General features: G+C 57.3%; 22 protein-coding genes and 1 pseudogene. 15 read left to right on the top strand and 8 right to left on the bottom strand.

The features are described 5' to 3' along the window. Nucleotides 1–64: 64 nt before the first annotated feature. From NR164_RS16555 to lpdA, 5 genes are all read left to right on the top strand, one after another. Nucleotides 65–907, top strand: coding sequence for an SDR family NAD(P)-dependent oxidoreductase (locus tag NR164_RS16555; protein WP_079444744.1), 843 nt, complete (start codon nt 65–67; stop codon nt 905–907). Between the two features lie 62 nt (nt 908–969). Continuing rightward, nucleotides 970–3,162 carry a thiamine pyrophosphate-dependent enzyme gene (locus NR164_RS16560; protein ID WP_057005097.1) on the top strand — a complete coding sequence of 731 codons (2,193 nt, stop codon included), beginning with the start codon at nt 970–972 and terminating at the stop codon, nt 3,160–3,162. Continuing rightward, on the top strand, nt 3,159–3,644 hold the full coding sequence (locus NR164_RS16565; protein WP_046382011.1) for a VOC family protein: 486 nt from the start codon (nt 3,159–3,161) through the stop codon (nt 3,642–3,644). Before NR164_RS16560 ends, NR164_RS16565 begins: the two co-directional genes overlap by 4 nt. Beyond that, nucleotides 3,644–4,858, top strand: coding sequence for a pyruvate dehydrogenase complex dihydrolipoamide acetyltransferase (locus NR164_RS16570; RefSeq protein WP_079444743.1), 1,215 nt, complete (start codon nt 3,644–3,646; stop codon nt 4,856–4,858). Before NR164_RS16565 ends, NR164_RS16570 begins: the two co-directional genes overlap by 1 nt. A 10-nt stretch (nt 4,859–4,868) precedes the next feature. Continuing rightward, entirely contained in the window at nt 4,869–6,260 is a 1,392-nt protein-coding gene (lpdA, locus tag NR164_RS16575; protein ID WP_256822988.1) for a dihydrolipoyl dehydrogenase, read from the top strand. A 181-nt stretch (nt 6,261–6,441) separates the two neighbouring features. Here lpdA and NR164_RS16580 read toward each other — a convergent pair whose 3' ends face one another. Further along, nucleotides 6,442–6,834 (bottom strand): 4-oxalocrotonate tautomerase, encoded by a 393-nt coding sequence (locus tag NR164_RS16580; protein ID WP_017847336.1) that lies wholly within the window; start codon nt 6,832–6,834, stop codon nt 6,442–6,444. A gap of 108 nt (nt 6,835–6,942) precedes the next feature. Here NR164_RS16580 and NR164_RS16585 point away from each other — a divergent pair, with 108 nt between their 5' ends. Next, nucleotides 6,943–7,806, top strand: coding sequence for a LysR family transcriptional regulator (locus tag NR164_RS16585; RefSeq protein WP_079444741.1), 864 nt, complete (start codon nt 6,943–6,945; stop codon nt 7,804–7,806). Nucleotides 7,807–7,935: 129 nt separating this feature from the next. Next, entirely contained in the window at nt 7,936–8,970 is a 1,035-nt protein-coding gene (locus NR164_RS16590; protein WP_256822989.1) for a S9 family peptidase, read from the top strand. Nucleotides 8,971–9,037: 67 nt separating this feature from the next. Here the strand turns inward: NR164_RS16590 and NR164_RS16595 are convergent, their stop codons facing one another. Further along, nucleotides 9,038–9,634, bottom strand: coding sequence for an NADPH-dependent FMN reductase (locus tag NR164_RS16595; RefSeq protein WP_256822990.1), 597 nt, complete (start codon nt 9,632–9,634; stop codon nt 9,038–9,040). A gap of 113 nt (nt 9,635–9,747) precedes the next feature. Then, nucleotides 9,748–10,425 (bottom strand): hypothetical protein, encoded by a 678-nt coding sequence (locus tag NR164_RS16600; RefSeq protein ID WP_256823023.1) that lies wholly within the window; start codon nt 10,423–10,425, stop codon nt 9,748–9,750. On the opposite strand from NR164_RS16600, the pseudogene NR164_RS16605 reads away from it, so the two are divergent. Beyond that, nucleotides 10,309–10,617: pseudogene (locus NR164_RS16605) on the top strand (winged helix-turn-helix transcriptional regulator); the annotation flags it as partial. The gene NR164_RS16600 and the pseudogene NR164_RS16605 overlap by 117 nt on opposite strands. A 28-nt stretch (nt 10,618–10,645) precedes the next feature. Here the strand turns inward: NR164_RS16605 and NR164_RS16610 are convergent. Then, the gene (locus NR164_RS16610; protein ID WP_256822991.1) at nt 10,646–11,632 is read right to left on the bottom strand and encodes a GlxA family transcriptional regulator; all 987 of its coding nucleotides are present in this window, start codon (nt 11,630–11,632) and stop codon (nt 10,646–10,648) included. Nucleotides 11,633–11,727: 95 nt separating this feature from the next. Here NR164_RS16610 and NR164_RS16615 point away from each other — a divergent pair, with 95 nt between their 5' ends. Continuing rightward, nucleotides 11,728–12,171, top strand: a complete 444-nt coding sequence (locus tag NR164_RS16615) for a tautomerase family protein (RefSeq protein ID WP_126588643.1) — start codon at nt 11,728–11,730, stop codon at nt 12,169–12,171. A gap of 68 nt (nt 12,172–12,239) precedes the next feature. Here NR164_RS16615 and ilvD read toward each other — a convergent pair whose 3' ends face one another. Next, nucleotides 12,240–14,171 (bottom strand): dihydroxy-acid dehydratase, encoded by a 1,932-nt coding sequence (gene ilvD, locus NR164_RS16620; RefSeq protein ID WP_046382018.1) that lies wholly within the window; start codon nt 14,169–14,171, stop codon nt 12,240–12,242. A gap of 101 nt (nt 14,172–14,272) precedes the next feature. On the opposite strand from ilvD, the gene NR164_RS16625 reads away from it, so the two are divergent. After that, a complete protein-coding gene (locus NR164_RS16625; RefSeq protein WP_256822992.1) occupies nt 14,273–15,190 on the top strand; it encodes a LysR family transcriptional regulator in 918 nt (305 codons plus the stop codon). 868 nt (nt 15,191–16,058) lie between these two features. Then, on the top strand, nt 16,059–17,753 hold the full coding sequence (locus NR164_RS16630; protein ID WP_256822993.1) for an AIPR family protein: 1,695 nt from the start codon (nt 16,059–16,061) through the stop codon (nt 17,751–17,753). Between the two features lie 328 nt (nt 17,754–18,081). On the opposite strand, the gene NR164_RS16635 is transcribed toward NR164_RS16630, so the two are convergent. Further along, nucleotides 18,082–18,921, bottom strand: coding sequence for a hypothetical protein (locus NR164_RS16635; protein WP_256822994.1), 840 nt, complete (start codon nt 18,919–18,921; stop codon nt 18,082–18,084). A gap of 422 nt (nt 18,922–19,343) precedes the next feature. Here NR164_RS16635 and NR164_RS16640 point away from each other — a divergent pair, with 422 nt between their 5' ends. Both NR164_RS16640 and NR164_RS16645 read left to right on the top strand, forming a co-directional pair. Next, nucleotides 19,344–20,000 (top strand): VOC family protein, encoded by a 657-nt coding sequence (locus NR164_RS16640; RefSeq protein ID WP_256822995.1) that lies wholly within the window; start codon nt 19,344–19,346, stop codon nt 19,998–20,000. 398 nt (nt 20,001–20,398) lie between these two features. Further along, nucleotides 20,399–21,763 (top strand): glycosyltransferase family 39 protein, encoded by a 1,365-nt coding sequence (locus NR164_RS16645; protein ID WP_256822996.1) that lies wholly within the window; start codon nt 20,399–20,401, stop codon nt 21,761–21,763. A gap of 141 nt (nt 21,764–21,904) precedes the next feature. Here NR164_RS16645 and NR164_RS16650 read toward each other — a convergent pair whose 3' ends face one another. Then, the gene (locus NR164_RS16650) at nt 21,905–22,861 is read right to left on the bottom strand and encodes a LysR substrate-binding domain-containing protein (RefSeq protein ID WP_126588640.1); all 957 of its coding nucleotides are present in this window, start codon (nt 22,859–22,861) and stop codon (nt 21,905–21,907) included. Between the two features lie 495 nt (nt 22,862–23,356). Here NR164_RS16650 and NR164_RS16655 point away from each other — a divergent pair, with 495 nt between their 5' ends. Next, nucleotides 23,357–24,550 carry an MFS transporter gene (locus NR164_RS16655; RefSeq protein WP_241561592.1) on the top strand — a complete coding sequence of 398 codons (1,194 nt, stop codon included), beginning with the start codon at nt 23,357–23,359 and terminating at the stop codon, nt 24,548–24,550. 46 nt (nt 24,551–24,596) lie between these two features. Then, complete coding sequence (locus NR164_RS16660; RefSeq protein ID WP_256822997.1) at nt 24,597–25,442, top strand: MBL fold metallo-hydrolase; 846 nt, start codon at nt 24,597–24,599, stop codon at nt 25,440–25,442. Between the two features lie 65 nt (nt 25,443–25,507). Here the strand turns inward: NR164_RS16660 and NR164_RS16665 are convergent, their stop codons facing one another. Continuing rightward, on the bottom strand, nt 25,508–26,134 hold the full coding sequence (locus NR164_RS16665; protein WP_057005089.1) for a TetR/AcrR family transcriptional regulator: 627 nt from the start codon (nt 26,132–26,134) through the stop codon (nt 25,508–25,510). Nucleotides 26,135–26,185 lie beyond the last annotated feature (51 nt).

The following is a 26,185-nucleotide window of genomic DNA, read 5'->3' on the forward strand; positions in this document are numbered from 1 at the left end:
TTCTGAGCTGGTCAGACAAGTTGTTTTAAATGTATGACCAGCTACAAAAATAAGTGAGAACCTCATGTCCTACTCAGATAGCTCAGCACCTGCGTCCGTACAACCACAGCCTGAAACGGCTGTTTTCCAGCACAGCGCCTATGCCGGCATCCACGACAAGGTGGTGGTGGTCACCGGTGGAGGCAGCGGTATCGGCTTGGCACTCGCCAAAGGTTTTGCTCGCAACGGCGCGCACTTGCTGCTGATCGACATCAACGCTCAAGCCATGGCCGACGCCAAGGGCGAGTTGCAGGAAGCCTTCCCCAATAGTCGAGTCGAATGCTTCCAGGCTTCGGTTGCTGACGAAGATGCGGTTGAAGCGGCCTTTGCCCACGCCAAGGCCTGTTTCGGGCGTATCGACGTGCTGCTTAACAACGCCGGCGTATCGATCAACAAACCGTCGCTCGATATCAGCCCGGCCGAATGGCGTCGGGCCGTCGAGATCAACTTCAACAGCGTGTTCTTCTGCGCCCAGGCGGCGGCCCGGCACATGATCGAGCAGCAGGCGGGCGTGATCATCAACACCTCGTCGATGTGGGGCGTGTCCCACTCCGCCGATCGCACGGCGTACTGCGCGACCAAGGCCGCCGTGGTCTCTATGACCAAGTGCCTGGCAGTGGAATGGGCCCGCCATGGCATCCGCATGAACGCCATCGGCCCTGGCTATACCCGCACACCGTTGGTGGAAGAACTGCAACGGGCCGGACGCCTGGACGTCGAGGCCCTGCGCAAGCGCACGCCGTTGCAACGCCTCGGTGAGCCGGGCGAGATGGCCGAGCTGGCGCTGTTCCTGGCGTCCAGCAGCGCGACGTTCATCACCGGGCAGATCTACGTGTCGGACGGCGGCTGGACCGCCAACGGTTTCTAGTTCGCCTTCGTTGTGGCGGCCCGCCGTGGCCCGTCGATTCGAGTTCTTTGTGGAGAAGTGAAATGCCGAAAAGTGTTGCCTTGTCGCCGGCCTCGCCGTGGGTCGAGCTCAGTTCCACCGATGCCGACTGGAAGCAGGCCGACCCTGCGTTGCTGGGCACGATGCTCAGCCAGTTGCACCTGATCCGCGCCTTCGAGGAGACCGTGCTGGAACTGGCCGGAGAAGGCCTGGTGCATGGTCCGGCGCATTCGAGCATCGGTCAGGAAGGGGGCGCGGTAGGTTCGATCGTTGCGCTGGGCGCGGCGGATGAAGTCAACGGCTCGCACCGTGGTCATCACCAGTTCCTGGCCAAGGCGCTGGTCTACCTGATGCCCGAGGGTATCGACCCGAAAGCGCCGGTCACTGCACCCATCCAGGATCTGCTGCAACGTACCCTGGCGGAAATTCTCGGCCTGGCCCAAGGGTTCTGCAAAGGCCGGGGCGGTTCGATGCACCTGCAGTGGGCCGAGGCCGGCGCCCTGGGGACCAACGCCATTGTGGGCGGTGGCGTGCCGCTGGCGGCCGGTGCCGCCTGGGCACACCGGCATGCCGGGACCGACACCGTGGCGGTCACCTATTTCGGTGACGGCGCGGTGAACATCGGTTCGGTGCTGGAGACCATGAACCTGGCGGCGGCCTGGAAACTGCCGCTGTGTTTCTTCATCGAGAACAACCTGTACGCGGTGTCCACCACGGTTGAGGAGGCCACTGCCGAGCCGCGCCTGTCGGCACGCGGGCTGGGTTTCAATATTCCGAGCTGGAAGGTCGACGGCATGGACCCGCTGGCGGTTTACCTGGCCATGCAGCAAGCCCTGGCGCACATGCGCGCCGGCAACGGACCGACCGTCATCGAGGCCGATGTGTACCGGTTCTTCCATCAGAACGGTCCGTTCCCCGGCAGCGCATTCGGTTACCGCAGCAAGGAAGAAGAGCAGAGCTGGCGCGCCCGTGATCCGCTGGAACGCCTGGCCCGCGAGATGAAAAAGCGCGACCTGATCGACGACGCCGGCCTGGCCGATCTGCGTGAAACCATCAAGCTGGCCATGGCCCAGGCGGCGGCTGAATTGCTTGAAGCCGACCCGGCGGGCAAACCGGGCAAGCGACGGATCCGTCCCCAGTTGTGGCCTTCGCCGGACTTTCGCGATGTCGGGATTCGTGGCGACCTCAGTGAACTGGCCACGGCCCGGACCTGTGAACTGGCGACCTATCGCGGCGGCCTGCAGCAACGCAAGTTCATCGATGCCATCGCCGACGTGATGAACCGGCGCATGGAAACCGATGACAGCATCGTGGTCATGGGTGAGGACGTACACCGTCTCAAGGGCGGTACCAACGGCGCCACGCGCGGCCTGAAAGAGCGTTTTCCGCAGCGCATCCTCGGTACCCCGATCAGCGAGAACGCCTTCTGCGGGCTGGGTGGCGGCATGGCGCTGGACGGGCGTTTCAAACCAGTGGTGGAGTTCATGTACCCCGACTTCATGTGGGTCGCCGCCGACCAGGTGTTCAACCAGATCGGCAAGGCGCGGCACATGTTCGGCGGGCAGAGTGACGTGCCGCTGGTGCTGCGCACCAAGATCGCCATGGGCACCGGCTACGGCTCGCAGCATTCCATGGACCCGGCCGGCATCTACGTCACCAACCCGGGCTGGCGCATCGTTGCCGCGTCCACGCCGTTCGACTACATCGGCCTGATGAACACCGCGTTGGCCTGCAAGGACCCGGTACTGGTGATCGAGCACGTCGATCTGTACAGCCACAGCGGTGAAGTGCCGGTGGACGACTTGGACTATCAGATTCCATTCGGGACCGCCGCCGTGCGCCGAGAAGGCCGTGACCTGACCATCCTCACGTACCTGAGCATGGTCGGACACTCCCTGGAAGCCGTGGAGCAGACCGGCATCGATGCCGAAGTCATTGACCTGCGTTTCCTCGACCGCGCCAGCTTCGACTGGGCCACGGTCGAGGCGAGTATTCGCAAGACCAATAATGTGCTGATCGTCGAGCAGGGCGCCCGAGGGACGTCCTATGGCGGTTGGCTGGCCGACGAACTGCAGCGCCGTTGCTTCGACTGGCTCGACCAGCCGATCCAGCGCGTGACCGGTGGCGAAGGCTCACCGAGTATTTCCAAAGTCCTGGAGCGCGCCGCCTGTGCCCGCACCGAGGAAGTGATCGAAGGCCTGCAACAGGTCATCCGTGAAAAAGGGGCACACCAATGAGCGTGAAGATGCTGGTTCCAATGGAAGTGGGGATTTGCTGCGTCGATCTCCCGGCCCTCAGCCGTTTCTATCAGGACGTGCTGGGTTTCACCTTTGTCGCACAGGTGCAAATGCCGGCCGCCGCCGCGCAGTTGGTGGGCCTGAGCGAAGGCGGCTACAGCGTGGTGCGTCTGCAGACGCCTTACGGTGAACGGATCAAGTTGCTGGCGCCTGAGCGGGCGCCGGTCCGGCCTGAACCGGGGCTGATTCTCGACCGGCAGAATGCGAGTTACCTGACGTTCATCGTCGAAGACATCGCCAGCCTGGTGGACGACCTGAAAAATGCCGGTGCGAGCTTCTGCGCCGAGGCTGCCCCGATCCAACTGCGCCCCGATGTGAAGGCGCTGTTCTGCCGCGACCCGGAGGGCAACGTGCTGGAACTGGTGGAGTACGCCGATATCGCCGCCTACCGTCCCGATCTGTTCAGCGACAGGAGCGCCTGATGGCCAAGCTCTTACATATGCCGGAAGTGTCGGCCAACGCCACCCACGCCGCGATCCAGAACTGGACCCTCAAGGAAGGCGACACCATCAGCGCCGGTGATTGCATTGCCGAGATCGAGACCGAAAAGGCCTTGGTCGAACTGGCCGCCGAGGAAGATGCGGTGCTGGGCAAGATCCTGGTCGAACCGGGGCGCGAAGTGGAAGTGGGCGCGCCGATCGGGGTGCTGTTTGCCAGAGGCGAAACCGATGTCGACATTGCCGCGCTGTTGGCCAAGGCCGGTGCGCTGGCGGCGGCCAATGAGCCGGTGGTGGATGACGCACCGGTGCTCCAGCCTCGGGCCGAGGTGGCGCCTGCGATTGACGCGCACAGCGGGCGGATCTTCGCCAGCCCTCTGGCCCGCCGCCTGGCAGCGGCCAAGGGGCTTGACCTGGCGAGCCTCAAGGGCAGCGGGCCGAACGGGCGCATCGTCAAACGCGACGTCGAGGCGGTCGCCGTTGCCGCTGCGGTGGCCGCACCGACGCCCGTGTCGACCGTCGACTTTGATGAAATCCCCCACAGCAGCATGCGCAAGACCATTGCCCGCCGCCTGGTGGAGAGCAAGGCCACGGTCCCGCATTTCTATCTTGATGTGGAATGCCGGATGGAACCTCTGCTGGCCCTGCGCGAGCAGGTCAACCGTACCGCAGCGAGGAAGATTTCGATCAACGACTTCATCGTCAAGGCGGCGGCTGTCGCCCTCCAGCAAGTACCGGCGATGAATGTGACCTGGACCGAGACGGCGCTGCGCCGCTACCACCAGGCGGATGTCTGCGTGGCGGTGTCCACCGAGAGCGGCCTGATCACCCCCGTGGTGCGCAATGCCGACAGCAAGGCCCTTTCGCAGATCAGCGCGCAGGTGGCGGAGTTGGCCGGGCGCGCCCGCGACGGACGTCTGCGCCCCGAGGAATACCAGGGCGGCAGTTTCACCATCAGCAACCTGGGGATGTTCGGCGTCGAGCAGTTCAGCGCGATCATCAATCCACCCCACGCCGCGATTCTGGCGGTGGGTGCGACGCAGCAAAAACCGGTGGTTGAAAACGGTGAGCTGAAGGTCGGTGCGGTACTGCGTTGCACGTTGTCGGTGGATCATCGGGCCGTGGATGGCGCACTCGCTGCGCAATGGTTGGCGGTGTTCAAGGGCCTGATGGAAAACCCGCTGGGCATGCTGATTTGAGAGAGTACCCATGAGCGAAATGAAATTTGATCTGATCGTCGTCGGTGGCGGCCCCGGCGGTTACGTGGCGGCCATTCGCGCCAGCCAGTTGGGGCTGCGCACGGCGTTGGTGGAAAAGGCGCAACTGGGTGGGGTCTGCCTGAACTGGGGCTGCATTCCGACGAAGGCCCTGTTGCGCAGTGCCGACGTGTTGCGCCTGATCGGCAGCGCGGGCAGTTTTGGTATTGAGGTCGGGCCGGCCAGGCCGGACCTGAAGGCCATCGTCAAGCGCTCCCGCGATGTCGCCGCCCAGTTGCACCGTGGGGTCAGCGGGTTGATGAAAAAGCACCGCGTCCAGGTGTTCAATGGGCATGCGCGGCTGGATGGGCCGCAGCGCCTGAAAGTCAGTGGGGAGCAAGGCGAGCTGAGCCTGAATGCGCCGCATATTATTCTTGCCACCGGGGCCCGGGCCCGAGTGCTGCCGGGCATGGAGCCGGATGGCAGGCATTTCTGGAGCTACCGCCAGGCGTTGGTGCCGGACAGCGTACCCAAGCGGCTGGTGATCATCGGCGGCGGTGCGATCGGGATCGAGTTCGCCAGTTTCTATCACGCGCTGGGCGCCCAGGTCAGCGTGGTGGAAATGGCGGAGCGGATCCTCCCGGTAGAAGACCACGAGGTCAGCGCCCATGTGGCGCAGGCCCTGGTTCGCGACGGTATCCGCCTGTACACCGGCTGTGCGCTGCAAGGTAGCAAGGTGGAGCAGGGCGCCGTGCAGTTGCGCCTCGAAGGCAACAGCAACGAGACGCTGCAGGCTGACGTGGTGTTGGTGGCCGCGGGCATTGTCGGCAATGTCGAGGAGCTGGGGCTGGAGGGCACAGGGGTCAAGGTGCAGCACACCCATGTGTTAGTGGATGAGTTCTGCCGCACGGGCGAGCCGGGTGTCTACGCCATTGGTGATCTGGCCGGGGCGCCGTGGCTGGCGCACAAGGCCAGCCACGAAGCCGTGATCTGTGTCGAGAAGATCGCCGGTCAGAACCCCCACCCACTGGACCCCCGCAGCGTGCCGGCCTGTACCTACAGCCACCCGCAAGTCGCCAGTGTCGGCTACACCGAAGCCCAGGCGCGCAGTGCCGGCAAGACCCTCAAGGTCGGCAAGTTCCCCTTCGCCGCCAACGGCAAGGCGATTGCCATGGGCGCCACGGAGGGCTTCGTCAAAGTGGTGTTCGACGCAGACAGCGGCGAGTTGCTCGGCGCGCATATGGTCGGCGAGGAGGTCACCGAAATGATCCAGGGCTACACCATCGCGCGAGGCCTGGAGACCACCGAGGCCGAACTGATCGAAAGCATCCTGCCGCACCCGACGATGTCCGAAGCCATGCATGAGGCCGTGTTGGCCGCCTATGAACGCGCCCTCCATTGCTGAGCACTGATCCACGAGCGATTGCCGAACTGTACGAGGTTGAGTCGTGTCAGTTCGGCAGGCGCCGGGAGCGTTCGGGGCTGCCTAGAAGTGCGAGGAAAGACCGCGTGATGCTCAACGGCCTCAACCGATCGGAAGACTCGTCTTCGGTCACGCGTCATTCCCGGTGTCGCGGGTTTGGGGCTCAGGGATGGTGATGTTTATATTCCTGGCTCACGCCGCCATATCCATACGCACTGGCCCGGCAATCGATGAGGTGGATGTTGGAGTGTGGATGCAGGTTGCCGATTTCCTCGGCCAATAGCGCGAACGCCTCACGCTGAAAGCGCGCCTTCTGCGCTTTGGTGTTTGTCTCATCGGTGATGGTGACCTCCAGGCGGAACGAGTTGTAACCCAGTTCGGCCAGCGAGCAACTGTTGATGAACCATTGCTCATGAGGCACGAAATGCACCATCACCAGCGTCTGCTCCGGGCGTTTCTCCAGCACATCGCAGGTTAGCGCGGTGAGCTGGGAAACGATCCCCTGGACTCGCGCAAGGTCAGGTTGGCCAGAGATTTTGAGTGTGATGCCGGGCATGTTGGAGTCCTCGTCGGAAGTAAATGTCTGGCTCAGAGTAAGGAGTGGCTTGAGTGCTGAAAAGCCGGAAGATATGATCGTATCCTTCGGAAAAACGGCAGGATGAGCATGCGCCCCTTTGATCTCGAACTTTTGCGAGCCTTCGCCGTTGCGATGGAGTCAGGCAGCCTCGCGCAGGCGGCGCCTAAGTTGTGTCGGTCGCAGTCGGCGTTAAGCGAGCAATTGCGCAAGCTCGAGGCCTTCACTGGGGTTACGTTGCTGGAGCGGGGTAAAAAAGGCGTCAGGCCGACACCGGCTGGCGAACGCTTATTGGTCCACACACGCGACATGCTCGCCTTGAGTGAGCGTGCCCTTGAAAGCGTGCGTGGCGTGACCTTTGTCGGCGAGTTGCGGCTGGCCATCACCGACTACTTTCTGCCCAGCTCGATCGCCGACCTGTTGAAGAAACTGCGAGTGCGCTATCCGCACCTTCGCCTGCATGTGTCGGTACGCAAGAGCATGCAAATCGAGAGCGGGGCGGATTCGGATGAATTCGATATCGGCCTTTCCATGCGAATTCTCGACGGGCGCAGCCTGCCTGAGGGCTTGCCGGTGCGACGGGAGGCGTTGCGTTGGGTGTCGGTCGCGGGGTTCGAGGCTGAGCGGGAGGAAAACACCCCGTTGCCACTTTTGGTACTGCCGCAGGGGTGCAGCCTGCAGCGCCTCGCCAGAGAGACCTTGGAGGCTCACGAGGTGCCTTATGTGGTTGCGCATTCGGCGTCCGGCGTCGCGGGGCTGCAATCAGCGTTATTGGCAGGTTTGGGCGTCGCTTGTCTGAATGCGTCCGCAGTACCGATGGGCGCGCAGGTCTGCCAGTCGGCGCACCATTTACCGGGATTGCCGGATGTTGAGTTCAGCCTGTTGCCCCCTCGTCCTGGCGAATCGCCCTTGGTCGGGGCTGTCAGGGAAATGCTTGCGAGCCAGTTCAGTTAATCGTCCGAGAAGCCAGCAGCGCCGCTAGGGCGCTACGGGGCGTTGCGAAATGCATGCACTGCGTCAGGGATTGGCACTGAGATTCGGGCCTGTCAGCCGGGACTCTTGAAAGGAAAAAAAGGAGTGACTATGCATAAAGAAATCTGGATGAAACGTTACCGCGTAAAGTTGATTGCCGTCGTTTGTCTCATCGTGGCTATCGCGTTGCTTGTTCTCGCGCGGCTAGACACTTATGGTCTGGATCGCAGAGCCAGCGAACCGTTTGCTTTCGACGCAAATGGGCTGCGCCTGGCCGGCACGCTCTGGCTGCCCGACCACGCAGCAACAGCGGCAGTGGTTCTGGTTCACGGGGATGGCCCCCAGGATCGCACGTCGCAGCAGGGTTACGATCCACTCATCAACGCGCTTCTCGATGCCGGCATTGCGGTTGTTTCGTGGGATAAACCGGGCGTTGGGGATTCGCCGGGGAATTGGCTCAGCCAGTCGATGACGGACCGCTACGTGGACGTGCGCAGCGCGTTGTCTGCCCTGCGCAGTAAGTTGCCAGCAATCCCTGTCGGTGCGCTTGGGTTTTCACAAGCCGGCTGGGTACTGCCCCGCCTGGCGTCGGGGGATGCGGACTTTCTGGTGCTTGTCGGCGGCGCGGTATCCTGGCAACGGCAAGGTGACTATTACACGCGGACACGGTTGCAACGCACGGGGATGTCCGAGCCCGACATCGACGCAACGATGGCTCGGATCGCCGCCGCCGATGAGCGTTTGTTCGCCTCCGCGCAGGTGCCGCCGGTTGCCCTTCTGGACGGCATGAGTGCAGAGCGATGGGCGTTTGTGCGGCGCAATCTTCACGAAGATGCAACCGGTGCCTTAGAAAAACTCGACATTCCACTGCTTGCGCTGTGGGGCGCGGACGATCTGAATGTCGATCCCGAAGCCAGCGCAGCCCTCTACCGAAAGGCGCTCGGCGGCAACCATCCCGCCAACCGGATTGAAGTCATACCGGATGCAACCCATGGGCTGCTCAAGGCGGCGGCTTACAACACGCAACTCACCAGCGAATGGTCCTGGTTCACCACGATGAGGTTCCTCATGGAAAGTCGCCATGCCTACGCACCAGGCGCCCTTGAAACGATAAACGCGTGGGTTCACGCCAGAGCCAGCCAGTGAATGCACTGGCGGCCAGCGTTGGCAATCAACGCGTGCGGGCAACCACTCGACAAGCGATGTTGGAGCCTCAAGGCTCCTGAGTTTCGAGACGCCGTTTAAACGCGCCGAGCGCAGTACTGATCAACGGGCCCATCACCGGGTCGGCGGCAATGCCCTCGGCGCTCGACTGGCTGGACAGGAGGTTAACCGTGATTGAAGCTTGCTCGATGATGCTCGCCGACATCGTTTCCAGGACCAGCCGCAATGCCGCTTGCGCGTGGCTGGCTCTGGGCGATGCGTTGAACAGCGCGACAGGCTTGCCCGGAAACTCTTCACTGCTCACCAGCCAATCGAGCATGTTCTTGAATGCGCCGGGAATACCTCGAGCGTACTCGGGGCACGAAACCAACAGCCCATCCGCCTGCCCGATAATTGCGCGCAACGCCAAGACTGACTCGGGGGGATCCTCGAGCAGGTCCGGGTTGAAGTGAGGCAATTCAGCGATGCCTTCGTAATGTGCGACCTGTACCCCTTCGGGGCATAGATGCTCAACTGCGCGTAGCAAAATTGAGTTGGAAGAGGCCTGACGCAGACTTCCCGAGACAGCAAGCAAACGCACCATTTCAACACCGTTCGTGATTCGTGAGTCGGTGAAGTTTCGCACGAGCTGAGCTTCGTTCACCATTGCGGCATAGCCATCCAGCGCTCAGCGGGGAGCTTGGCGGCACCCGATGTTGAGGTCTCGACCTCTCGGTGCCGAGACCTCAACCGCACTGAAGCCGGACGCAATATCCGGTTTTAGATCCAGCGTCGGAACAGCACGCTGGCGTTGACCCCGCCGAAACCGAAGCCATTGGACAGCGCATATTCCATGGGCAGGTGCTGGGCCTGGCCGCGAATCAGGTTCAGGCCTTCGGCAGCGGCATCCGGAGTTTGCAGATTGAGTGTTGCCGGAACTACCTGATCGCGCAGCGCAAGTACGGTGAAGATCGCCTCGATCCCCCCCGCAGCGCCCAGCAGGTGGCCAGTGGCGGACTTGGTCGAACTGATCGCAAGGCCGCTGTCTGTGCCGAACAGGGCTTTGATTGCCGCGAGTTCGCCTTTGTCGCCCACCGGGGTCGAGGTGGCGTGGGCATTCAGGTGCTGAACCTGGGATGCGTCCACGCCGGCTTGGCGCAATGCCTGTTGCATGGCGCGGCGGGCGCCGTCGCCATCTTCGGGCCCGGCGGTCATGTGGTACGCGTCGGCGCTGGTGCCATAGCCCACCAGCTCGGCGATGGGTGTGGCGCCGCGTGCCAAGGCATGTTGCAACTCTTCGATGACCAACAGGCCGGCGCCTTCACCCATGACGAAACCGTCGCGGGCCTGCTCGAGCGTCAGCCTTACAGTCAGCGCCCGTTGCGCTACCAGTACGTGCCGACGGCCAAGGGCGAAGATTTCCGCGTGGTGCTCATGGCCTTCGTGGCCTGGGGCAATCGCCATTACGCGCCAGAAGGGGAAAGCGTGCAGATTGTCGAGCGGGAGACGGGGCGGCCGGTGCTGCCGGTGATGGCGGATATCGCCGATGGCCGTCTTGTGCCCCTGGACCAGTGCAGCGTGCAGGCCGGACCCGCGGCCAGCGCGGGCATGCGTCAGCGGTTTGGGTGCATGGCTGACCGGATTGAGTGAGGCGCCGTGCAGCGGAGGAGTGCGGCACTCAAGGGCTGCCAGCGGTTAGAACTCGCTGGCGCAGTTGTTTGGGCGAGGCGTTCAACAGGCGGCGCATGAGTCGCCGCAGGGCCGTGGCATCTTGGTATCCCACCTGCGCGGCGATAGATTCAACGGAGTACCTGCTGGTTTCCAGCAGCACGCGGGCTCTGTTCAATTGCACGCGTTGGATCAGATTGCGAGTTGAAAGACCGGTTGCTTTTCGAAGGTGCCGCGACAGCGTTCGCTCAGACATGCCGACGTATGCCGCAAGGCTCGGCACACTGGGCGGATGGGGCAGGCGTGCTTCGATGTAGGCGGTGAGGTTGGCGACCAGCGTATTGCCCTGGGCCATGATTGCCGGGTTGATGAAGGGGGACTGCAATTGCCGGCCATCGAGCAGCAGGGCCTTGCCCACCGCGTCGGCGAGTTCCGGCGACAGACGTCTGCGCAGCAGGTGCAGCATCAAGTCGGTTTGTGCGAAGGCTGCACCGGCGGTCGTCAGCGGCGGATCGCGGAGCACCATGACGTTGGGGTCGACAATGCAGTCAGGCGCCATGCTCGACAGCCAAGGGGCGAGCCACCAGGAAGTCGTCACCCGTCGCCCCGTGAGCAACCCTGCGGCATGCAGGAGAAAGACCGCCGAGCATGAGGCGGCAATCTCCTTGCCTTGATTCACATGTGCCTTCAGCGCTGGCAGGGTCTGAAGGACCACGTCTTCCTCAAGCCGCTGCCGCAGCACGTCGAAGTCGCTGATGCCAAGGCCCGGAATGACCCAGCAGGAGTTGTCCTCGACATCTGTGGTCAGCGCGTCAACCTGCAGCAGCATGCCTTGGCCCAGCGTAATCAACTCTGGCTGCGGCCCACACACGCGCCAGCGCGGCACGGCAAGGCCGCGGCGCTGCGCAAGTATTGCGGCGGTGCCGAGGATGTCCAGGGTGGCTGCGACGCTCGAGGCGAACGCCCCGGGAAAGACGAGGACAGTGAAATCGTACATTGTCCGATTATGCCCGAAAGAAGACGAATCGGTCACTTATCGAGGGAAGGGATAGCTGGCCCAATGGCGCCTCCAGTTAACCGCGAGGTTTCGCCATGCCAAACATCCTGATCAAGGTGCCTACCGGCGCATTCAACCTGCCACAGCGCCACCAGTTGCTTCGAAGCGTGAGCGACGTGGCGATGATTAATGAACACATGGGCGATGCCCCTCAGCAACGTATGTTGTGCTGGGTGTTGATTGAGGAAGTGCAGGCCGATCAATGGCTGTGCGGAGGCGTTGCTCCTCATGCCCAGGTTGTCCCGTGCATGGTCATCGTCAAGGTGCCCGCCGGCGTCCTTGATGCACCGATGCGCCAGCGCTACGTGAGTGAACTGCATGGCGCCCTACAATCGAACCTGGCGGCGGGGGATCAGCGCCGGTTGCTGAGCTCGATACAGATCGAGGAGGTTGTCGACGGAACGTGGGGGGCGAACGGTGATATCTGGCATTTGGCCGACTTCACCCGTGCAGCCGGATACGGACATCTCGCTGACTAACGATAGGCGCCCGCCAGAAAGCGGGCACCTGTACGCTTATTCGTCCCCCGGTCGAACCGTCGGTTGTTTCAGTCCCTGTCGAGAAAAACGGTTGGCGGTAGTGTTGCGATTCGCGGTGGGGCAGGGGGGGATGCTCGCCTGCCGCCAGCTCGATGCTGAACCTGCGTCACATCCCTGACCGCACCACGAGCCGCGTTCGATGTCAGTGCCGCGTAGGCCTGAAGTGCCGCCGACACTTTTCGCGCCCGTGCGGCGGGCTGCCAGGCTTGCCCTTCCTTGGCATCCATCGAGTGGTAACGCTGGTTCAACGTTGCCTCATCGACCCTCAGTTCAACGGAACGGTTGGGAATATCGATCTTGATCACGTCCCCTGTTTCCACCAGGCCTATCAGTCCACCTTCCGCCGCTTCCGGTGAGACATGGCCGATGGACAGGCCCGAGCTGCCGCCCGAAAATCGCCCGTCGGTCAAAAGCGCGCAGGACTTGGCCAGCGCTTTGGATTTGAGATAGCTGGTGGGGTAGAGCATTTCCTGCATGCCAGGGCCGCCCTTGGGGCCTTCGTAGCGGATGACCACCACATCGCCAGGCACCACCTGGTCGCCAAGGATGCCAGCCACCGCCGCCTCCTGACTTTCGAAAACCACCGCTTTGCCTTCGAACACCAACATGGAGGGGGCGACGCTGGCTGTTTTGACGATACAGCCCTCCGGCGCCAAGTTGCCAAACAGCACCGCGAGGCCGCCGTCCTTGCTGAAAGCCTGTTCAGCGCATCGGATCGCGCCCGTTGACCGGTCTGTGTCCAGGTCATCCCAGCGCGCTGACTGACTGAAGGCTCGCTGGGTGAGGGCATTGCCTGGCGCTGCGCGGAAAAATGTCTGCACTTGCTGGTCTGGGCTACGGGCGATGTCCCAGCGATCCAGCGCATCTTTCAAGGTGGGCGCGTGGATTGTCGGCAGGCTTGTGTCGATCAAGCCTGCGCGGTCCAACTCGCCAAGGATCGCCATGATGCCACCGGCGCGATGCACGTTCTCGATGTGTACATCGCTGCAGGCGGGCGCGACTTTGCACAGCCACGGGACTTGGCGAGACAGCCGGTCAATGTCGGCCATGTTGAACGCCACGCCGCCTTCGCGCGCAGCTGCCAACAGGTGAAGGACCGTGTTGGTCGAGCCGCCCATGGCGATGTCCAGGCTCATGGCGTTTGCAAACGCCGCGCGGTTGGCAATGTTGCGCGGCAACGCGCGTGCGTCGTCCTGTTCATACCAACGCTTGGCTAACTCGACGATCAGCCGCCCGCTCTGGCGAAACAAGCCCTCACGCTCAACATGAGTCGCCAGCACCGTACCATTGCCGGGCAATGCCAGGCCAAGCGCTTCTGTCAGGCAGTTCATTGAGTTGGCGGTGAACATGCCGGAGCATGAGCCGCAGGTGGGGCAGGCGGCGCGTTCGACCGCCGCGACTTCCTCGTCGCTATAGGCGTCGTCGGCGGCGATCACCATCGCGTCGATCAGGTCCAGAGACTGGCGCGTGCCTTTGATTACCGCTTTCCCAGCCTCCATCGCCCCGCCAGAAACGAACACGGTCGGAATGTTTAGGCGCATGGCAGCCATCAACATGCCGGGGGTGATTTTGTCGCAGTTGGAGATGCACACCAGCGCATCGGCGCAATGCGCGTTGACCATGTATTCAACGGCATCGGCGATCAGTTCCCGCGAGGGCAGTGAATAGAGCATGCCGTCATGGCCCATGGCGATACCGTCGTCGACGGCGATGGTGTTGAACTCCTTCGCCACGCCACCGGCCGCCATCACTTCGCCGGCAACCAGTTGGCCGAGGTCCTTGAGGTGTACGTGGCCTGGAACAAACTGCGTAAAGCTGTTGGCGATGGCAATGATGGGTTTGCCGAAGTCGTCATCGGTCATGCCTGTGGCGCGCCACAGGCTGCGGGCACCGGCCATGTTGCGGCCATGGGTAGTGGTTCTCGAACGATAAGCGGGCATTGAGTCCTCCTGGGCTGACGGTATGGACTCAGGCTAAAGATCGGTTGGAAGGCTGTGAAATATATTATTTAATGATTATTAAGTCTCTGGAGGTATAAGAAATGGATGTTCGCCAGCTCAGGCATTTTGTCGCTGTCGCCCAGACTTTGCATTTCAGCCTGGCAGCGCAACGCCTGTGCATGACCCAGCCGCCGTTGAGCCAGTCGATCATGGCGCTGGAGCGCGAAGTCGGTGCCTCGCTGTTTGTACGGACCAAACGCAGCGTGGCGCTGACCCCGTTCGCCGAGCAATGGCTACCTCAGGTGCGGGCCGCGCTGGGGGCTATCGATGCGCTGGGTCATACAGCGCAAGCCATCCTTCGCGGCGATGCCGGCGGGTTGGAACTGTCGTTTGTCAGTACCGCTGACTACAGCATTCTTCCCGTGCTGGTCCAACGGTTCCGCAGCCTGTACCCGGCGGTGGAGCTTTCGTTGATGGAGGCTACCAGTGATCTTCAGATCGCTGCGCTGCTCGAGGGCAAGGGGCACGCAGGCATTGTCATTGCCAACCCGTGGGCCACGATCCCCGATCAATTGGCCTACCGGTCTTTGGTCGTCGAGCCACTGATTGCCGCTGTGCCGCAAGCGTGGATGGCGGACGGGCGCCTGGTCGATGTGGAGGGCCGGTTATCTTCGGACGCGATGATATCTTGCCCGCTGGTGGTCTTTCCCAGGCGTGCGGCACCGGCGTTCTATGACCTGGTCACCGGCTACTACGCCGCGTGCGGCGGTAGCCTGCATATTGCCCAGCACGCTATTCAGATGCAGACGATCATTAGCTTGGTATCGGCAGGCATGGGCATCGCGCTGGTGCCGGCGTCATTGCGCCATCTCGCTCGCTCGGGGGGGTGCTATCTCGCTTTGGAGGAAAATGCGCCACATCTGGAAACCGGCCTGGTTTACCGCCGCGACGATACGACACCGACGCTTGCCAACTTCCTGCGCATGGCCAGTCAATTGCTCGAACTGGACATGAGTTGATCCGATGCTGGGTAATTGCACTCCACCTGACCACCCATTTGCATTCCACTTGCCCAGTCGTTTGCATAGGGTTTGACCTGCACACTGGGGGGCCTTGACTGGCAGAAGTCGGCCGATTCTGTTGAAAAAATCGGCCTTAGTTTCCATGGAAAAAAATAAGCGCCTGAGATTGAAATCCAGAATTTCCGCAGAAGCATTCGAACTGAGAATTCACGTAGCAGCGTGCAAGAAGGAGCTTTCACCGATCAATTTTTCGGCAGTTTGAGAAAACCGACTTTTTCAACACAATCGACCCTCAGCCGCCGTTCGCGAACCGCAGCATCTGGCCAATCTCGGTCGCACAGTGCCTACGAATTTTGGGGTGATGAAATGACTAACGGCTTCTGGCGGGCACCATCCGATTTAGTCGGCTGCTTCTAGCCTTTTGGACGTTGCGTGTCTTACTGGCGTTAGGCTATCGTCTAACTAGCTGCTTTATTGCTGCCAGTCTAAGGGGAAATCTAGGAAAATAGCCGGCCAGATTCACGTGACGACGCGATAAATAGAGGTGAATATGGCTTAGTAATACTTGCCAGCTAGTGAGTGTCGGTTCAAAAAAATTCACGCAGACCGCAAGCAAAATTGTATCTTATATTCACGACGTTAGAATGGAATCAGGGAATTTAAAATTGTAAAGGTTTGACTTCCTATGGCTTTTCAAGAAATTTCTCATTGACAACCCACAGCTAGCCTTACGTCAATTAGCGCATTAGGAAGTCATATTTGAAACATCTAATGCAAATTTGATTAGCGCAAAATTTTTATTGACTTTAAGAATTTCAATACTGCAAGATGTGATTTTCTTTAATTTAAATCAGGCGGGGAATATATGGATATTAATGATTTAAAATTTCAAATTCTTACCAGCAAACATCTAAAGCCTTATGCAAAAAGGTCCCCAACTGAGACTATGCAGTTTCTAAAATGGATTCTTGAAAATATTTTCAGATTGGACGCTCAAGACGCTGACGATGCATGTGTAGACATGAAACAAGATAAGGGTGTGGATGCGCTACTTATAAATGACACGCTTGAAACAATATATATATTCCAGTCAAAGTTTAAAAATTCCGACAAATCCACACTTGGCGATACTGACCTAAAGGAATTTACTGGCACACTGGCTCAGTTCCAAACGCCTGAAACTATTGACACCCTTCTTGCAGGAAAAGCTCACGAGGGACTTAAAGCAACGATTCGGCGAATTAATCTGAAGGAAAAAATTGAAGCCGGATACTCAGTTGAAGGTGTTTTTTGTACAAATGCCAGCCTCAACAGCGAGGGCATTGACTATCTAAAAAATGTTAGCGACATCACAGTGTATGACGCAAACAAAATCGTAGCCGACTTCATCGATATTGATGCAGACGCTGGCGTAAATGACACTTTTGAATTCAACACTTCAGATACAGAAATCATTGATTATCAAACCAGCGATGGAGTCACGGCAAAAATATTTCTTGCCAATGCGCTTCAGTTAACCCATATGAAAGGTATTTCTGACAGTAGTCTTTTTAGTAGAAACGTACGGTTTTCGCTTGGAAATACCAAGGTCAACAAAAGCCTGCTCTCAAGTATAAAAGACAAAAAAGAACATAAGAATTTCCCGCTTTACCATAATGGCATAACTGTGTTATGTGATCATATGGAAGCAGAAAGCGAGGATAAATTATCGGTAACGAAATATATGGTGGTTAACGGCGCCCAAAGCCTAACCTCTTTACTCAACGCCAAATCGAGCATATCTGCAGACCTGAAAGTTTTAGTAAAAGTCATAGCACTTGGTGGTGATGAGGTTTTAACAGACAAAATCACACAAAACAGCAACAACCAAAACGCCATTAAAGCGCGGGATATGCGATCTAATCACGGCATACAACAACGATTAAAAAAAGAAGTCTCGTTAGATAAAAGCGGAAAATACTCACTACAGGTTAAACAGGGCGAAGTTGTACTAAAAGGCTCTACAATTATATCCAACGAAAATGCAGGACTCGCTCTCCTGGCGCTAGACTTAGGTGAGCCTTGGAGCTGTCACCAGAAATATAAGGTTATGGATGATTCTTACTCTAAAATTTTTGGAAGGTCGGATGTAACCGGGGCTAAAATCATTGGCCTTTATTTGGCTCTTGACGCAATTAAAGACACTCTTGATTCGTTTGACGATCAACTATTCGGAAACTATACCTTAACAAGGTATTTCTTAGGCTATGTAGTCTCCGAAATAATCAAAGACGATCCCGTTGGAAAAAACGTACTCAACAACATTAAAACAGTGCTTGACAATGGTAAGTTACAAGAGTTTTTGGATGTTTTTACTGCGCTGGCAAACACTACAGTCTCTGATCTTAACGCAGAAGTAGACGAGCTTCGCGATAATGAAGACGGATTCGACTACAAGCGTGACTTAAAAAGCCAAAAATGGTGTAAAAATATGTGTAGCAAACTTAGAGCGGCTTATATCAAAGACGTAAAAAGAAAAAAAGCGGATCCAGTTTCTAAGCTATTAGCTGACATGTTGTAAACTCCGAGAGGGCTCACCTTTAAATCGGTGGGCTCTCGCTGTTCACTCCTCATATCAACAACTGCTTACTCTGCCTCAAAAACATTTTTTGCAGCCACAGCGACCAGCGGTGCAGTCCACGCTGTTTTTCTTTGAAGTAATCGTATTGATCATAGTGCTTGGACGATAAGCGATATCAGCTTTTCTGCAAATGACATTCATCTGCTTTTGGCCGACTTCAGTCCCCTCGCGATAGGCAGTAATCGGCCAACTGCAGGCATTGTATGAAGTTTGGTTAAGGGGCTGGCTTTAGGCCGTCCCTATTGAACGAAGAGACGCCAGCTAGTCGTCAAATACTTAGGTCCAATTCTTTCTGTAGCTCATTCAAAATAATTGAGGAGTTAATCACAACGTGATCACTGACAACCGGTTCTGCACCATGAATTATCGAGTTGCGGAGAGTTATTAGAGCCCGGATTTCTCCATATAGCGACTCACTAATCTTTTCATTTCGGAAAAGTATTTCGGTTAGTTTTGCATTGGAAATATGTCGGCGAGGTCGACTGGTGTATCCTATTGAAGATGCTGTTTGATATATTGAGCCGTACTTGGCGATGATTTCTTCAATTTGATTATAGTTTTTCAAGAATTCTTCAAGACTTCCTTTGTTCGCTTCCTCTCTTGCAGGGTCCACCTGGCTCTGAAGCTTCCTGCTTTCTCTTTCAATTCGTTTGGGTGATATGACTTCAAAAATAAAATAGGTCACGGCCAGCAACGTTGTTATAAAAGCGGATTGAGCTGAATTTATAATTATCGTACTAAACGATGTTCCCGCGCCCTCGTATGATATAGCCAAGTTTGAGAGTAGCAAGGTAGCAACGGAAGATAGAGTTACAAATAGCAACAAAGTGAAGTATCTGCTTTTGAGGCTCTCTACAGTCTCAACTAAAGTTTCATCTTCAATCTCTTCGCGACTTAGCTCGTTGCGGAAAAATATGAAGCCTGTGAGAGTTAGTCCATAGACCCCAGCTAAAACTTGCGCTGAAGTTGAAAATAGATAAAGAATTTGATTCTCGTTTAATGTCAATATTGGGTTGTTTGCACCTACATAGCTTGTAGTTGCCGCCATAACAGTAAAAGCAATACCGAAACAGCCGATGATTTTTGTGGGTGTCCAGTAACTTTTCATTTGGCTCACTGCTAATATTGGCGATATAGGTGGGGTGAATTTTTGCGTCATTTGTTTCTAATGACGCTTATTGTTCTTGCTTCACTCCTTGATCCACGTGAGTGTCGTGCATAGCAATGCGACATATAGCGGGGATGCAAAGGGGTGTGACTTCTGCGCACATTACGGAGTTACGGAATCGGTGTCTACGACCAGTCTATGTCTTTGAGCTCAGTTTCTCGTCACCGGCAGCTATTGGACGTTTTTTGCCGGTCAAGGCCACCCAGTGCGCTGGTCAAATTCGATGCAAACGACTGGTTAAGTCGAATGCAAACGGGTGGCCAAGTCCATGCAATTACGCACCGATGCAGCGGGCGAGTGAGGTTGTTAACCTGTGGCCGCATAGTTGGGCAATCAACGCCTGGGATTAAAGGGAATTAACGATGGAAGTGGATCACATCTTTATTTGTGTGAATGATGACGGCCAAGGCGCTGATGCGTTGAAAGCCCTCGGGCTTGCTGAAGGGACGCCAAACGTCCACCCCGGCCAAGGCACGGCCAATAGAAGGTTCTTCTGGCGAAACTCATTCATTGAGCTTTTGCATCTCACCGATGAGTTGGAAGCTCAAAGTCCGTTAACCGCGCCAACCCAACTCTTTGACCGCCTCACGTGTACGGATGGGCTCGCTTCGCCCTTTGGCATTTGCTTCAGACCCTCCAGCGTCGACGAGAAGCCACTGTTTCCGGTCTGGGAATATCGACCTGTTTACTTACCCGCCGCGCTGAAAGTCGACGTAGGGCATGCGCCGATATCCGAACCGATGTGGTTTTTTCTTTCGTTTGCCAAGAGGCCAGATGAGGCGCCTGCTGAGCGAGCGCAGCCGTTTGAACATCCCAACGGCTTTCGCGAGATGACATCGTTGCGCGTTATCACGCCCGACCACCACGCGTTTTCGACCGCTGCCACCTGCGCAAACCAGCTGAAAGGATTTGAAATTGTTCAGGGTGATGAACACCTGCTCTTACTGGAAATCGATCATGGCGCCAGCGGCCAGGCACACGATTTCCGTCCCGGGTTGCCGATGATTGTGAGCTGGTGATGCATTGGCCTGGAGGGCCCGTTCTATCTTGATGATCTGGAGCCCACGGTGGTCGGCGCTGCCATAGACCGTGCGGTGGGTTACAACACGGGCAATGACGAATATCACCCGACGGCGGGGGATTTCCCTGGATGCAACATGACGCCGATGTACGTGCTAGTCCGTGCTCGATAGTTCGAAATTGGCGAATCCATAGAGTTTATTGGTGAGAGAGTCAATACCAGCGCTGGGCTGTTTGCATGTTTTTAGAGTGTGTTCAGCTGATGTTCAGAACTCGCATGCTAGTTGATTAGTTGAGTCAATAGGTCGCATGTGTTTAACAAGTTTTCACTGTTTTTGTCTGGATGGCGCAAAAAGCAAAATGCTAGCCTGCGAGTTTTTTGGGATAGTAGGTCCACATGAAAGTGCTAAAGGAAATGGCTGTAAAAAAGCCATGCTCATTTATTTTTATATTGACATTCCTCGTGTTTGCAGTGCTGCAATACAAGCCTGCTGTGCTCAATTACACAACGCGCTTTGTCGATTTTGCTCAATATATGCTCGCGCATGGGGTGACGCTGTTTCCAATTGCGGATGATCTGCGGCCATATCCCGATTACACGGTGATCAATACGCTCCTTGTTTATCTGGTTTCTTTGCCGTTTGGTCGTGTATCGATTCTTTCAATGGGCCTTCCCTTCTGTGTTGCCGCGGCCTTGATGCTGGTGTTTGTTTACAAGCTCGGTGCATTGCATGAGAAAAAATGGGGCGCATATGGTGTTGTGTTTGCCCTGTTCACCTGGTCATTTCTGGACGGCGTAAACTCCTTGGCACTGGATATATACCCCGCGCTTTTTACAGTGGTGTGTTTTTATCTGGCCTACACGGGAGAGGTATACAAACAACGTTTCCGCTTGCTGCTTGTGCTCGCAGGCCTTGCGCTGGGCTTTGCATTTCGTGGCCCCATTGGTCTGATCGGCCCCGCCAGTGTGGTCGCCGCTTATTATTTTTTGAGCAAGCAATGGCGCATGCTGGTTGTGTTTTGCTTGCTGGCAGGCTTGGTCCTGGCCACAGGCATTGCGGTGCTGACATGGGCTGCCTACGTACAAGGTGGAGACGCGTTTTTACAAGAGGTATTGATCATGCAAGGGCTGGGGCGGTTTGGCAGTGACCACGCGCCTCGTTATTACTTCTATTTCTCTGCCGGCTTGCTGACCTATGGCGTAACAGCTCTTATCGCTTTGAGCGTTATCGCCAAGAAGGGGAAGTGCTTTTTTGAACGCTCACCTGATCCAGCCACGAACATGCTCTTGTATCTCTCGGGCTGGCTCCTTGTGGTGATCGTACTGTTCACGATTCCAAGCTCCAAGAAGGCGCGTTACATACTTTCAATTACACCCGCTATTTCCTTGTTGGCTGCCTACATCTTCGTGGATCGCAGCGCTCTCTTTGCAAGTATCCGAGAAAAACTGCTGCGGTTTTGCTTAAACCTGCCAGTGGTTGGCCTTGGACTGTTACTGCTTGCGTTTATTCATGGTCTGTATGCGACGACTCCACTTCAGCCGAACTATCTCGGTGCGTCCATGGGGTTGATTGCCCTTGTTGCCGTTAGGCCTTGGATGGTGACACGTTTCAGCGTGCATCCACATCGTGAGTTTGTGATTTTCTCTTTTGGTGCTATCGCCTTCCTTATATTGGACATGTTTTTCTTTAACTCTGTTACTTACCACCTGGAGTTGGCCAATGAGCCGACACCCAAGTTTTTGCCGTATTGGTTTTGGTGAGGTCTGAATCGCCCCGGGTTTTCTAGATACTCTCCAACCATCGCCGGATGGCTGGCAGCTATCACAACCCTTTGAGCAAGAGCTTAGGGAGAAATTGCTCAGACATCGCGATACGCGTCCTTGCACGTCCAGAGGGGGCGATCAAGTCAAGACAGTCGCACGACTGCATCCAGCGTCGTGCGACATTGTTAATGTCTCTGATATGACCTCTTTAAGAATATTCCGGAACCAAATGGAGCGGCCATCCATTTGATCAGTGCGCCTATACAACATCGAGATTTGCTCCATAGGCAGTTCGAAGGGCGCGGCGGTGACCTCAAGGCCGTAAAGCGGCGCCATGCAATAAGCCGTGATCTCGGGAACAGTTGCAATCGCCGGTACCGACAGCAATAACGGCGCAATTGACGCGTGCCTCGACACGCCTGCGACGATGTTGCGCCTGACCCCGGCAGCGCTGAGCACGCTGTCCAAGTTTGTCGCGCCGTCGCCTTCCGACGACACGATGACATGTTGGGCCTTCGCGTAGCTTTTGATGCTCAGCGGCAATGTCAGTTTTAGCTGCCTGGGGTCATAAAGGCAGACAAGACGTTGTTGGAATAGCAACTCACACATGTGCCACGAAGGTGGGTTTTCGTGAACGGAAACGCTGACGTCGTAAGCGCCCTGCTCTAAAAGTTGAACCGAATCGCGCTTCGTCGAAGCGACTGCCAATACGCGCGAGCGCGGTGCGAGTTCGCGGATTCGAGCCGCGAGGGCCCCAAGTAGTGCTACCTCGAAGTTGTCACACATGCCAATGCGGAATTCACCTTCCCATGTGGCGGGATCGAACACCCCTGGCGCCCGCACTGCGTGTTCGATGGTAGATAACGCCTTGGCGATCTCCGGTGCAATCGCGAGTGCCCTGGGCGTTGGCTGCAGACCTCGTCCAACACGTACAAACAACTCATCGTCCAACGTCTCTCGCAGGCGTCGCAGCGCGCCCGAAAGACCCGGTTGGCCAATAAATAGTCGTGCAGCGGCCTTACTGACACTTTTCTCCTCCATGAGCACGGAAAACACATGCAGGAGATTTAGATCGAGGGTCCGAAGGGTTGTCATTTACATCTCTCGCAGAGATAGATGCCATCACGAACAGCAATTTGTCAGATATGTATCGATCGGTCAATATCTCACGCATCGCACCCAGCCGTTGGTATGGAGCCTTGGTTTAGACGTGCTTGCGGACCAAATCGGATATAGGAACGTGACGTGATGAAAGTAGCAATTCTTGACGATTACCAAGGCGTCGCGCTGTCCACTACGAATTGGTCGGAAGTCGCAGCGAGGGCCGATCACAGTCTTCCAGGACCCATTGGCAGGCCGCGTTGCGGCAGGGCGTCCTGATCAGTGCGACGGGCGGCCGCGCGAGTGGCGCACCGGAACCGACCTGGGCCTTGATGATGTATCGATAAATCCTGCGGACAAACGAGTTTTGTTCGGCATGCCTCTCAGCCGCCGCTAAGGCTGTAAGCGCAACAAACCACATACCCCGAATTTTTGCTTGCCTGAGTTTTACCTCAGGTAACGGCACCCCGCTGCCTGGAGGATCATGTTATGAACGCCCCATCTATAGAGCTCAAGCAGGAAACTGAGGGCGCAGGCATGAGCCGGGGGCTTGTACTGTTACTTGCAGCAGCGACCGGCTTGTCAGTAGGCACCCAGTATTACAACCAGCCTTTGCTCGGACTGATTGCGGACGGCTTCGGGATAGGTACCAAGGTCAGTCTCGTCGCGATTGCGACACAGATTGGTTACGCGTTGGGCTTGGTTCTGTTGGTGCCACTAGGCGACAAGATCGACCGTCGACGGCTCATCCTCATTCAATGCATAGGGCTCACGGTAGCGACGCTTTGCGCGAGCGCGGCCCCCGAGCTGTATAGCCTTGCAATGGCGTCCGTCATGATTGGGGTGTTCGCGACGATTGCCCAGCACATCATCCCGCTCGCATCTGAATTATCCCCGCCAAGCAGTCGGGAACGAGTTCTCGCATCAATCACCAGCGCGCTGCTTGTTGGGGTGTTGCTGGCTCGGGTGATCAGCGGCTTCGTGGGCGCCTATTTCAGCTGGCGCGCGATGTTCCTCTTGGGCGCTGTGCTTTCTCTGATGATGCTTGCAGGGCTCGCGGCGAAACTTCCAACCAGCCAACCGCAATCCCGCGCTTCATACATTGAGTTGCTTGTTTCATTGTTTGGGGTCGTGCGCGATGGCGCTGAACTTCGCCAGGCCGCACTGGTGCAAAGCCTCGTTTTCTTCGGCTTCAGTGCGTTCTGGACAATTCTCACGCTCCTGCTGCAAGGCCCTGGGTTTGGGTTGAACAGTGGGACTGCGGGGCTCTTCGGCGTGGTGGCACTCGGCGGGGTGATGCTTGCCCCACTGGGGTTGCGCCTTGCTGGCCAGTACGCCGGTCACGTCGGTATCGGCCTTGTCGTGGCGAGCTTTGTCGTAATGATCGCGTTCGTGAATCTGGTGGGGCTTAGCGTCGGAGCCATTCTGATGACGACCGGTTTGCAGATGTCTCTTATCTACAACCAGTCGCGAATCCTCGCACTCGCCGGCACCGCCCGAGGCCGCTTCAACACCATTTTCATGGCGTCCCAATTCGCCTTCGGCGCCATCGGTTCCGCCGCAGGCAGCATCGGCTGGCAGTCCGGCGGCTGGACCGCGGTGATGGCCATGGCCTTGATCGCTTCCGCAGCTGCGTTGCTCGTGCAATTTACCCACCACTCAAAGGTTGGAGCGCGAGCGTAAAGACGCTTGCGGCGTACCTACCCTGGTCAATCTGGAGAATAAAGAAATGATTGAAGAGCACACTATCGGCGAATTCACACTAGTCACGTTACTGGACGGAATTTTTCTATGCAGTACGGACATGATTAAAGCCGCGGCCTCGGAAGAGGGGGCTGCATTATTCAAAAGTGCAGGTCTCCCCGCATCGGGGCCGGTTCCTGAGCCGATCAACGCATTCCTTTTGAAGAAAAACGACGAGCTTTGGTTGATCGATGCCGGTTGTGGTCGCGAGTTGGGACCTCGCTTCGGAAAAGCATCGGCGGCGTTGCTGTCTGCTGGCTACGCGCTTGACCAGATTCAAGGCGTTATTATTTCTCATATGCATGAGGACCATGTTGGCGGTCTTATCAAAGAGGACGGTAGTGCGTTGTATCCCAACGCGACGCTCTTTCTTTCGCACGAGGAGTTGGCGTTCTGGACCGACCCGACGGCTCCTGAAAAACATCCTCAGATGTCGCAGGCTGGCCTGTTCAAATTGGCAAACTCGGCATTGACGGCCTATGCGCCACGTATCAAGGCACTACCTGCCGATGCACACGTCATTCCTGGCGTCAGCTTGATCCCACTTCACGGGCATACGCCAGGTCACAGTGGCATCCAGATTGAGAGCGGTGGCCAGCGTGTGCTGATCTGGGGGGATGTCATACATTCGACACTCTTGCAATTGCGCTATCCGCATTGGAGCATCGGTTTTGACATGGACCCAGTCCAGGCCCTCGACACGAGAGTTCGATTGCTGGAGCGGCTCGCGCATGAGGACATGCTGGTGACGGGACCGCACGTAACGGGAATTGGACACGTCCACACCTGTTGCGCAGGCGGTTATGAATTGAAGCTGGTCAGCAGAACCTAAGTGTTCAGTTGCAGGCGAAGTTGCCCATCACCACATGGAAGGTTCCTGACGTTTGAGAGTCTGGCTCATTGACCGTCGGGAACAATACACAGGCTATCCCATATCCCCATCACTTGAGTCACTGCGGCATCCAGCGTGGCATGTGGAAGACCATCGCGCGCCAATGTAGACAAGCCCAGAAGGAAACTGTCGAACACCGCGGCGAGGGTGTCTGGGGTAATGGTCGCCGGTAGCACGCCCTCAGCGATAGCACGTTCAATACAGGCAACCATGCCTGCGCGGGTTAAGCGCCTGGCCTGTGCGAGAGGTTCTGAAATGGCCTTGCTTTCGTCCGAGCAAGCGCTCATCAGGCCCAACGACACCAGACACCCCTTGGGATGATCGGGCTCACATTGCATTTTCGCTGACCGGCGAAGGGTGAGTTCAATCGCCTCCTTGGGTGGCAGGGTCGTATCAAACAGGCTGTCGGTGACCCGACCGTGCGTAGTGAGGTAGCGCTCCATTACCTCGTTGAACAAGGCTTGCTTGGAGCCAAACGCCGCGTAAAAGCTCGGCGCGGTGATGCCTCCACCAATATTAGCCTTAAGCTGACTCAGGGATGTCGCATCGTATCCATGCTCCCAAAATAAATGCAGTGCCTGAGTAATTGCCAGGTCACGGTCAAACGTGCGCGGGCGTCCCATCTGTGCCATGTCGGATCTCCTCCAGAGTTACTTAAATACTAATCGATACATAAGTTATTG

This window comes from Pseudomonas sp. Pse79, assembly GCF_024519615.1.
GTDB lineage: Bacteria > Pseudomonadota > Gammaproteobacteria > Pseudomonadales > Pseudomonadaceae > Aquipseudomonas > Aquipseudomonas veronii.

Excerpts from the sequence above, each read along its gene's own strand:
- NR164_RS16555 (WP_079444744.1), top strand. The coding sequence starts at position 65 with ATGTCCTACTCAGATAGCTCAGCACCTGCGTCCGTACAACCACAGCCT.
- NR164_RS16560 (WP_057005097.1), top strand. The coding sequence starts at position 970 with ATGCCGAAAAGTGTTGCCTTGTCGCCGGCCTCGCCGTGGGTCGAGCTC.
- NR164_RS16565 (WP_046382011.1), top strand. The coding sequence starts at position 3,159 with ATGAGCGTGAAGATGCTGGTTCCAATGGAAGTGGGGATTTGCTGCGTC.
- NR164_RS16570 (WP_079444743.1), top strand. The coding sequence starts at position 3,644 with ATGGCCAAGCTCTTACATATGCCGGAAGTGTCGGCCAACGCCACCCAC.
- lpdA (WP_256822988.1), top strand. The coding sequence starts at position 4,869 with ATGAGCGAAATGAAATTTGATCTGATCGTCGTCGGTGGCGGCCCCGGC.
- NR164_RS16580 (WP_017847336.1), bottom strand. The coding sequence starts at position 6,834 with ATGCCCGGCATCACACTCAAAATCTCTGGCCAACCTGACCTTGCGCGA.
- NR164_RS16585 (WP_079444741.1), top strand. The coding sequence starts at position 6,943 with ATGCGCCCCTTTGATCTCGAACTTTTGCGAGCCTTCGCCGTTGCGATG.
- NR164_RS16590 (WP_256822989.1), top strand. The coding sequence starts at position 7,936 with ATGCATAAAGAAATCTGGATGAAACGTTACCGCGTAAAGTTGATTGCC.
- NR164_RS16595 (WP_256822990.1), bottom strand. The coding sequence starts at position 9,634 with ATGGTGAACGAAGCTCAGCTCGTGCGAAACTTCACCGACTCACGAATC.
- NR164_RS16610 (WP_256822991.1), bottom strand. The coding sequence starts at position 11,632 with ATGTACGATTTCACTGTCCTCGTCTTTCCCGGGGCGTTCGCCTCGAGC.
- NR164_RS16615 (WP_126588643.1), top strand. The coding sequence starts at position 11,728 with ATGCCAAACATCCTGATCAAGGTGCCTACCGGCGCATTCAACCTGCCA.
- ilvD (WP_046382018.1), bottom strand. The coding sequence starts at position 14,171 with ATGCCCGCTTATCGTTCGAGAACCACTACCCATGGCCGCAACATGGCC.
- NR164_RS16625 (WP_256822992.1), top strand. The coding sequence starts at position 14,273 with ATGGATGTTCGCCAGCTCAGGCATTTTGTCGCTGTCGCCCAGACTTTG.
- NR164_RS16630 (WP_256822993.1), top strand. The coding sequence starts at position 16,059 with ATGGATATTAATGATTTAAAATTTCAAATTCTTACCAGCAAACATCTA.
- NR164_RS16635 (WP_256822994.1), bottom strand. The coding sequence starts at position 18,921 with ATGAAAAGTTACTGGACACCCACAAAAATCATCGGCTGTTTCGGTATT.
- NR164_RS16640 (WP_256822995.1), top strand. The coding sequence starts at position 19,344 with ATGGAAGTGGATCACATCTTTATTTGTGTGAATGATGACGGCCAAGGC.
- NR164_RS16645 (WP_256822996.1), top strand. The coding sequence starts at position 20,399 with ATGAAAGTGCTAAAGGAAATGGCTGTAAAAAAGCCATGCTCATTTATT.
- NR164_RS16650 (WP_126588640.1), bottom strand. The coding sequence starts at position 22,861 with ATGACAACCCTTCGGACCCTCGATCTAAATCTCCTGCATGTGTTTTCC.
- NR164_RS16655 (WP_241561592.1), top strand. The coding sequence starts at position 23,357 with ATGAACGCCCCATCTATAGAGCTCAAGCAGGAAACTGAGGGCGCAGGC.
- NR164_RS16660 (WP_256822997.1), top strand. The coding sequence starts at position 24,597 with ATGATTGAAGAGCACACTATCGGCGAATTCACACTAGTCACGTTACTG.
- NR164_RS16665 (WP_057005089.1), bottom strand. The coding sequence starts at position 26,134 with ATGGCACAGATGGGACGCCCGCGCACGTTTGACCGTGACCTGGCAATT.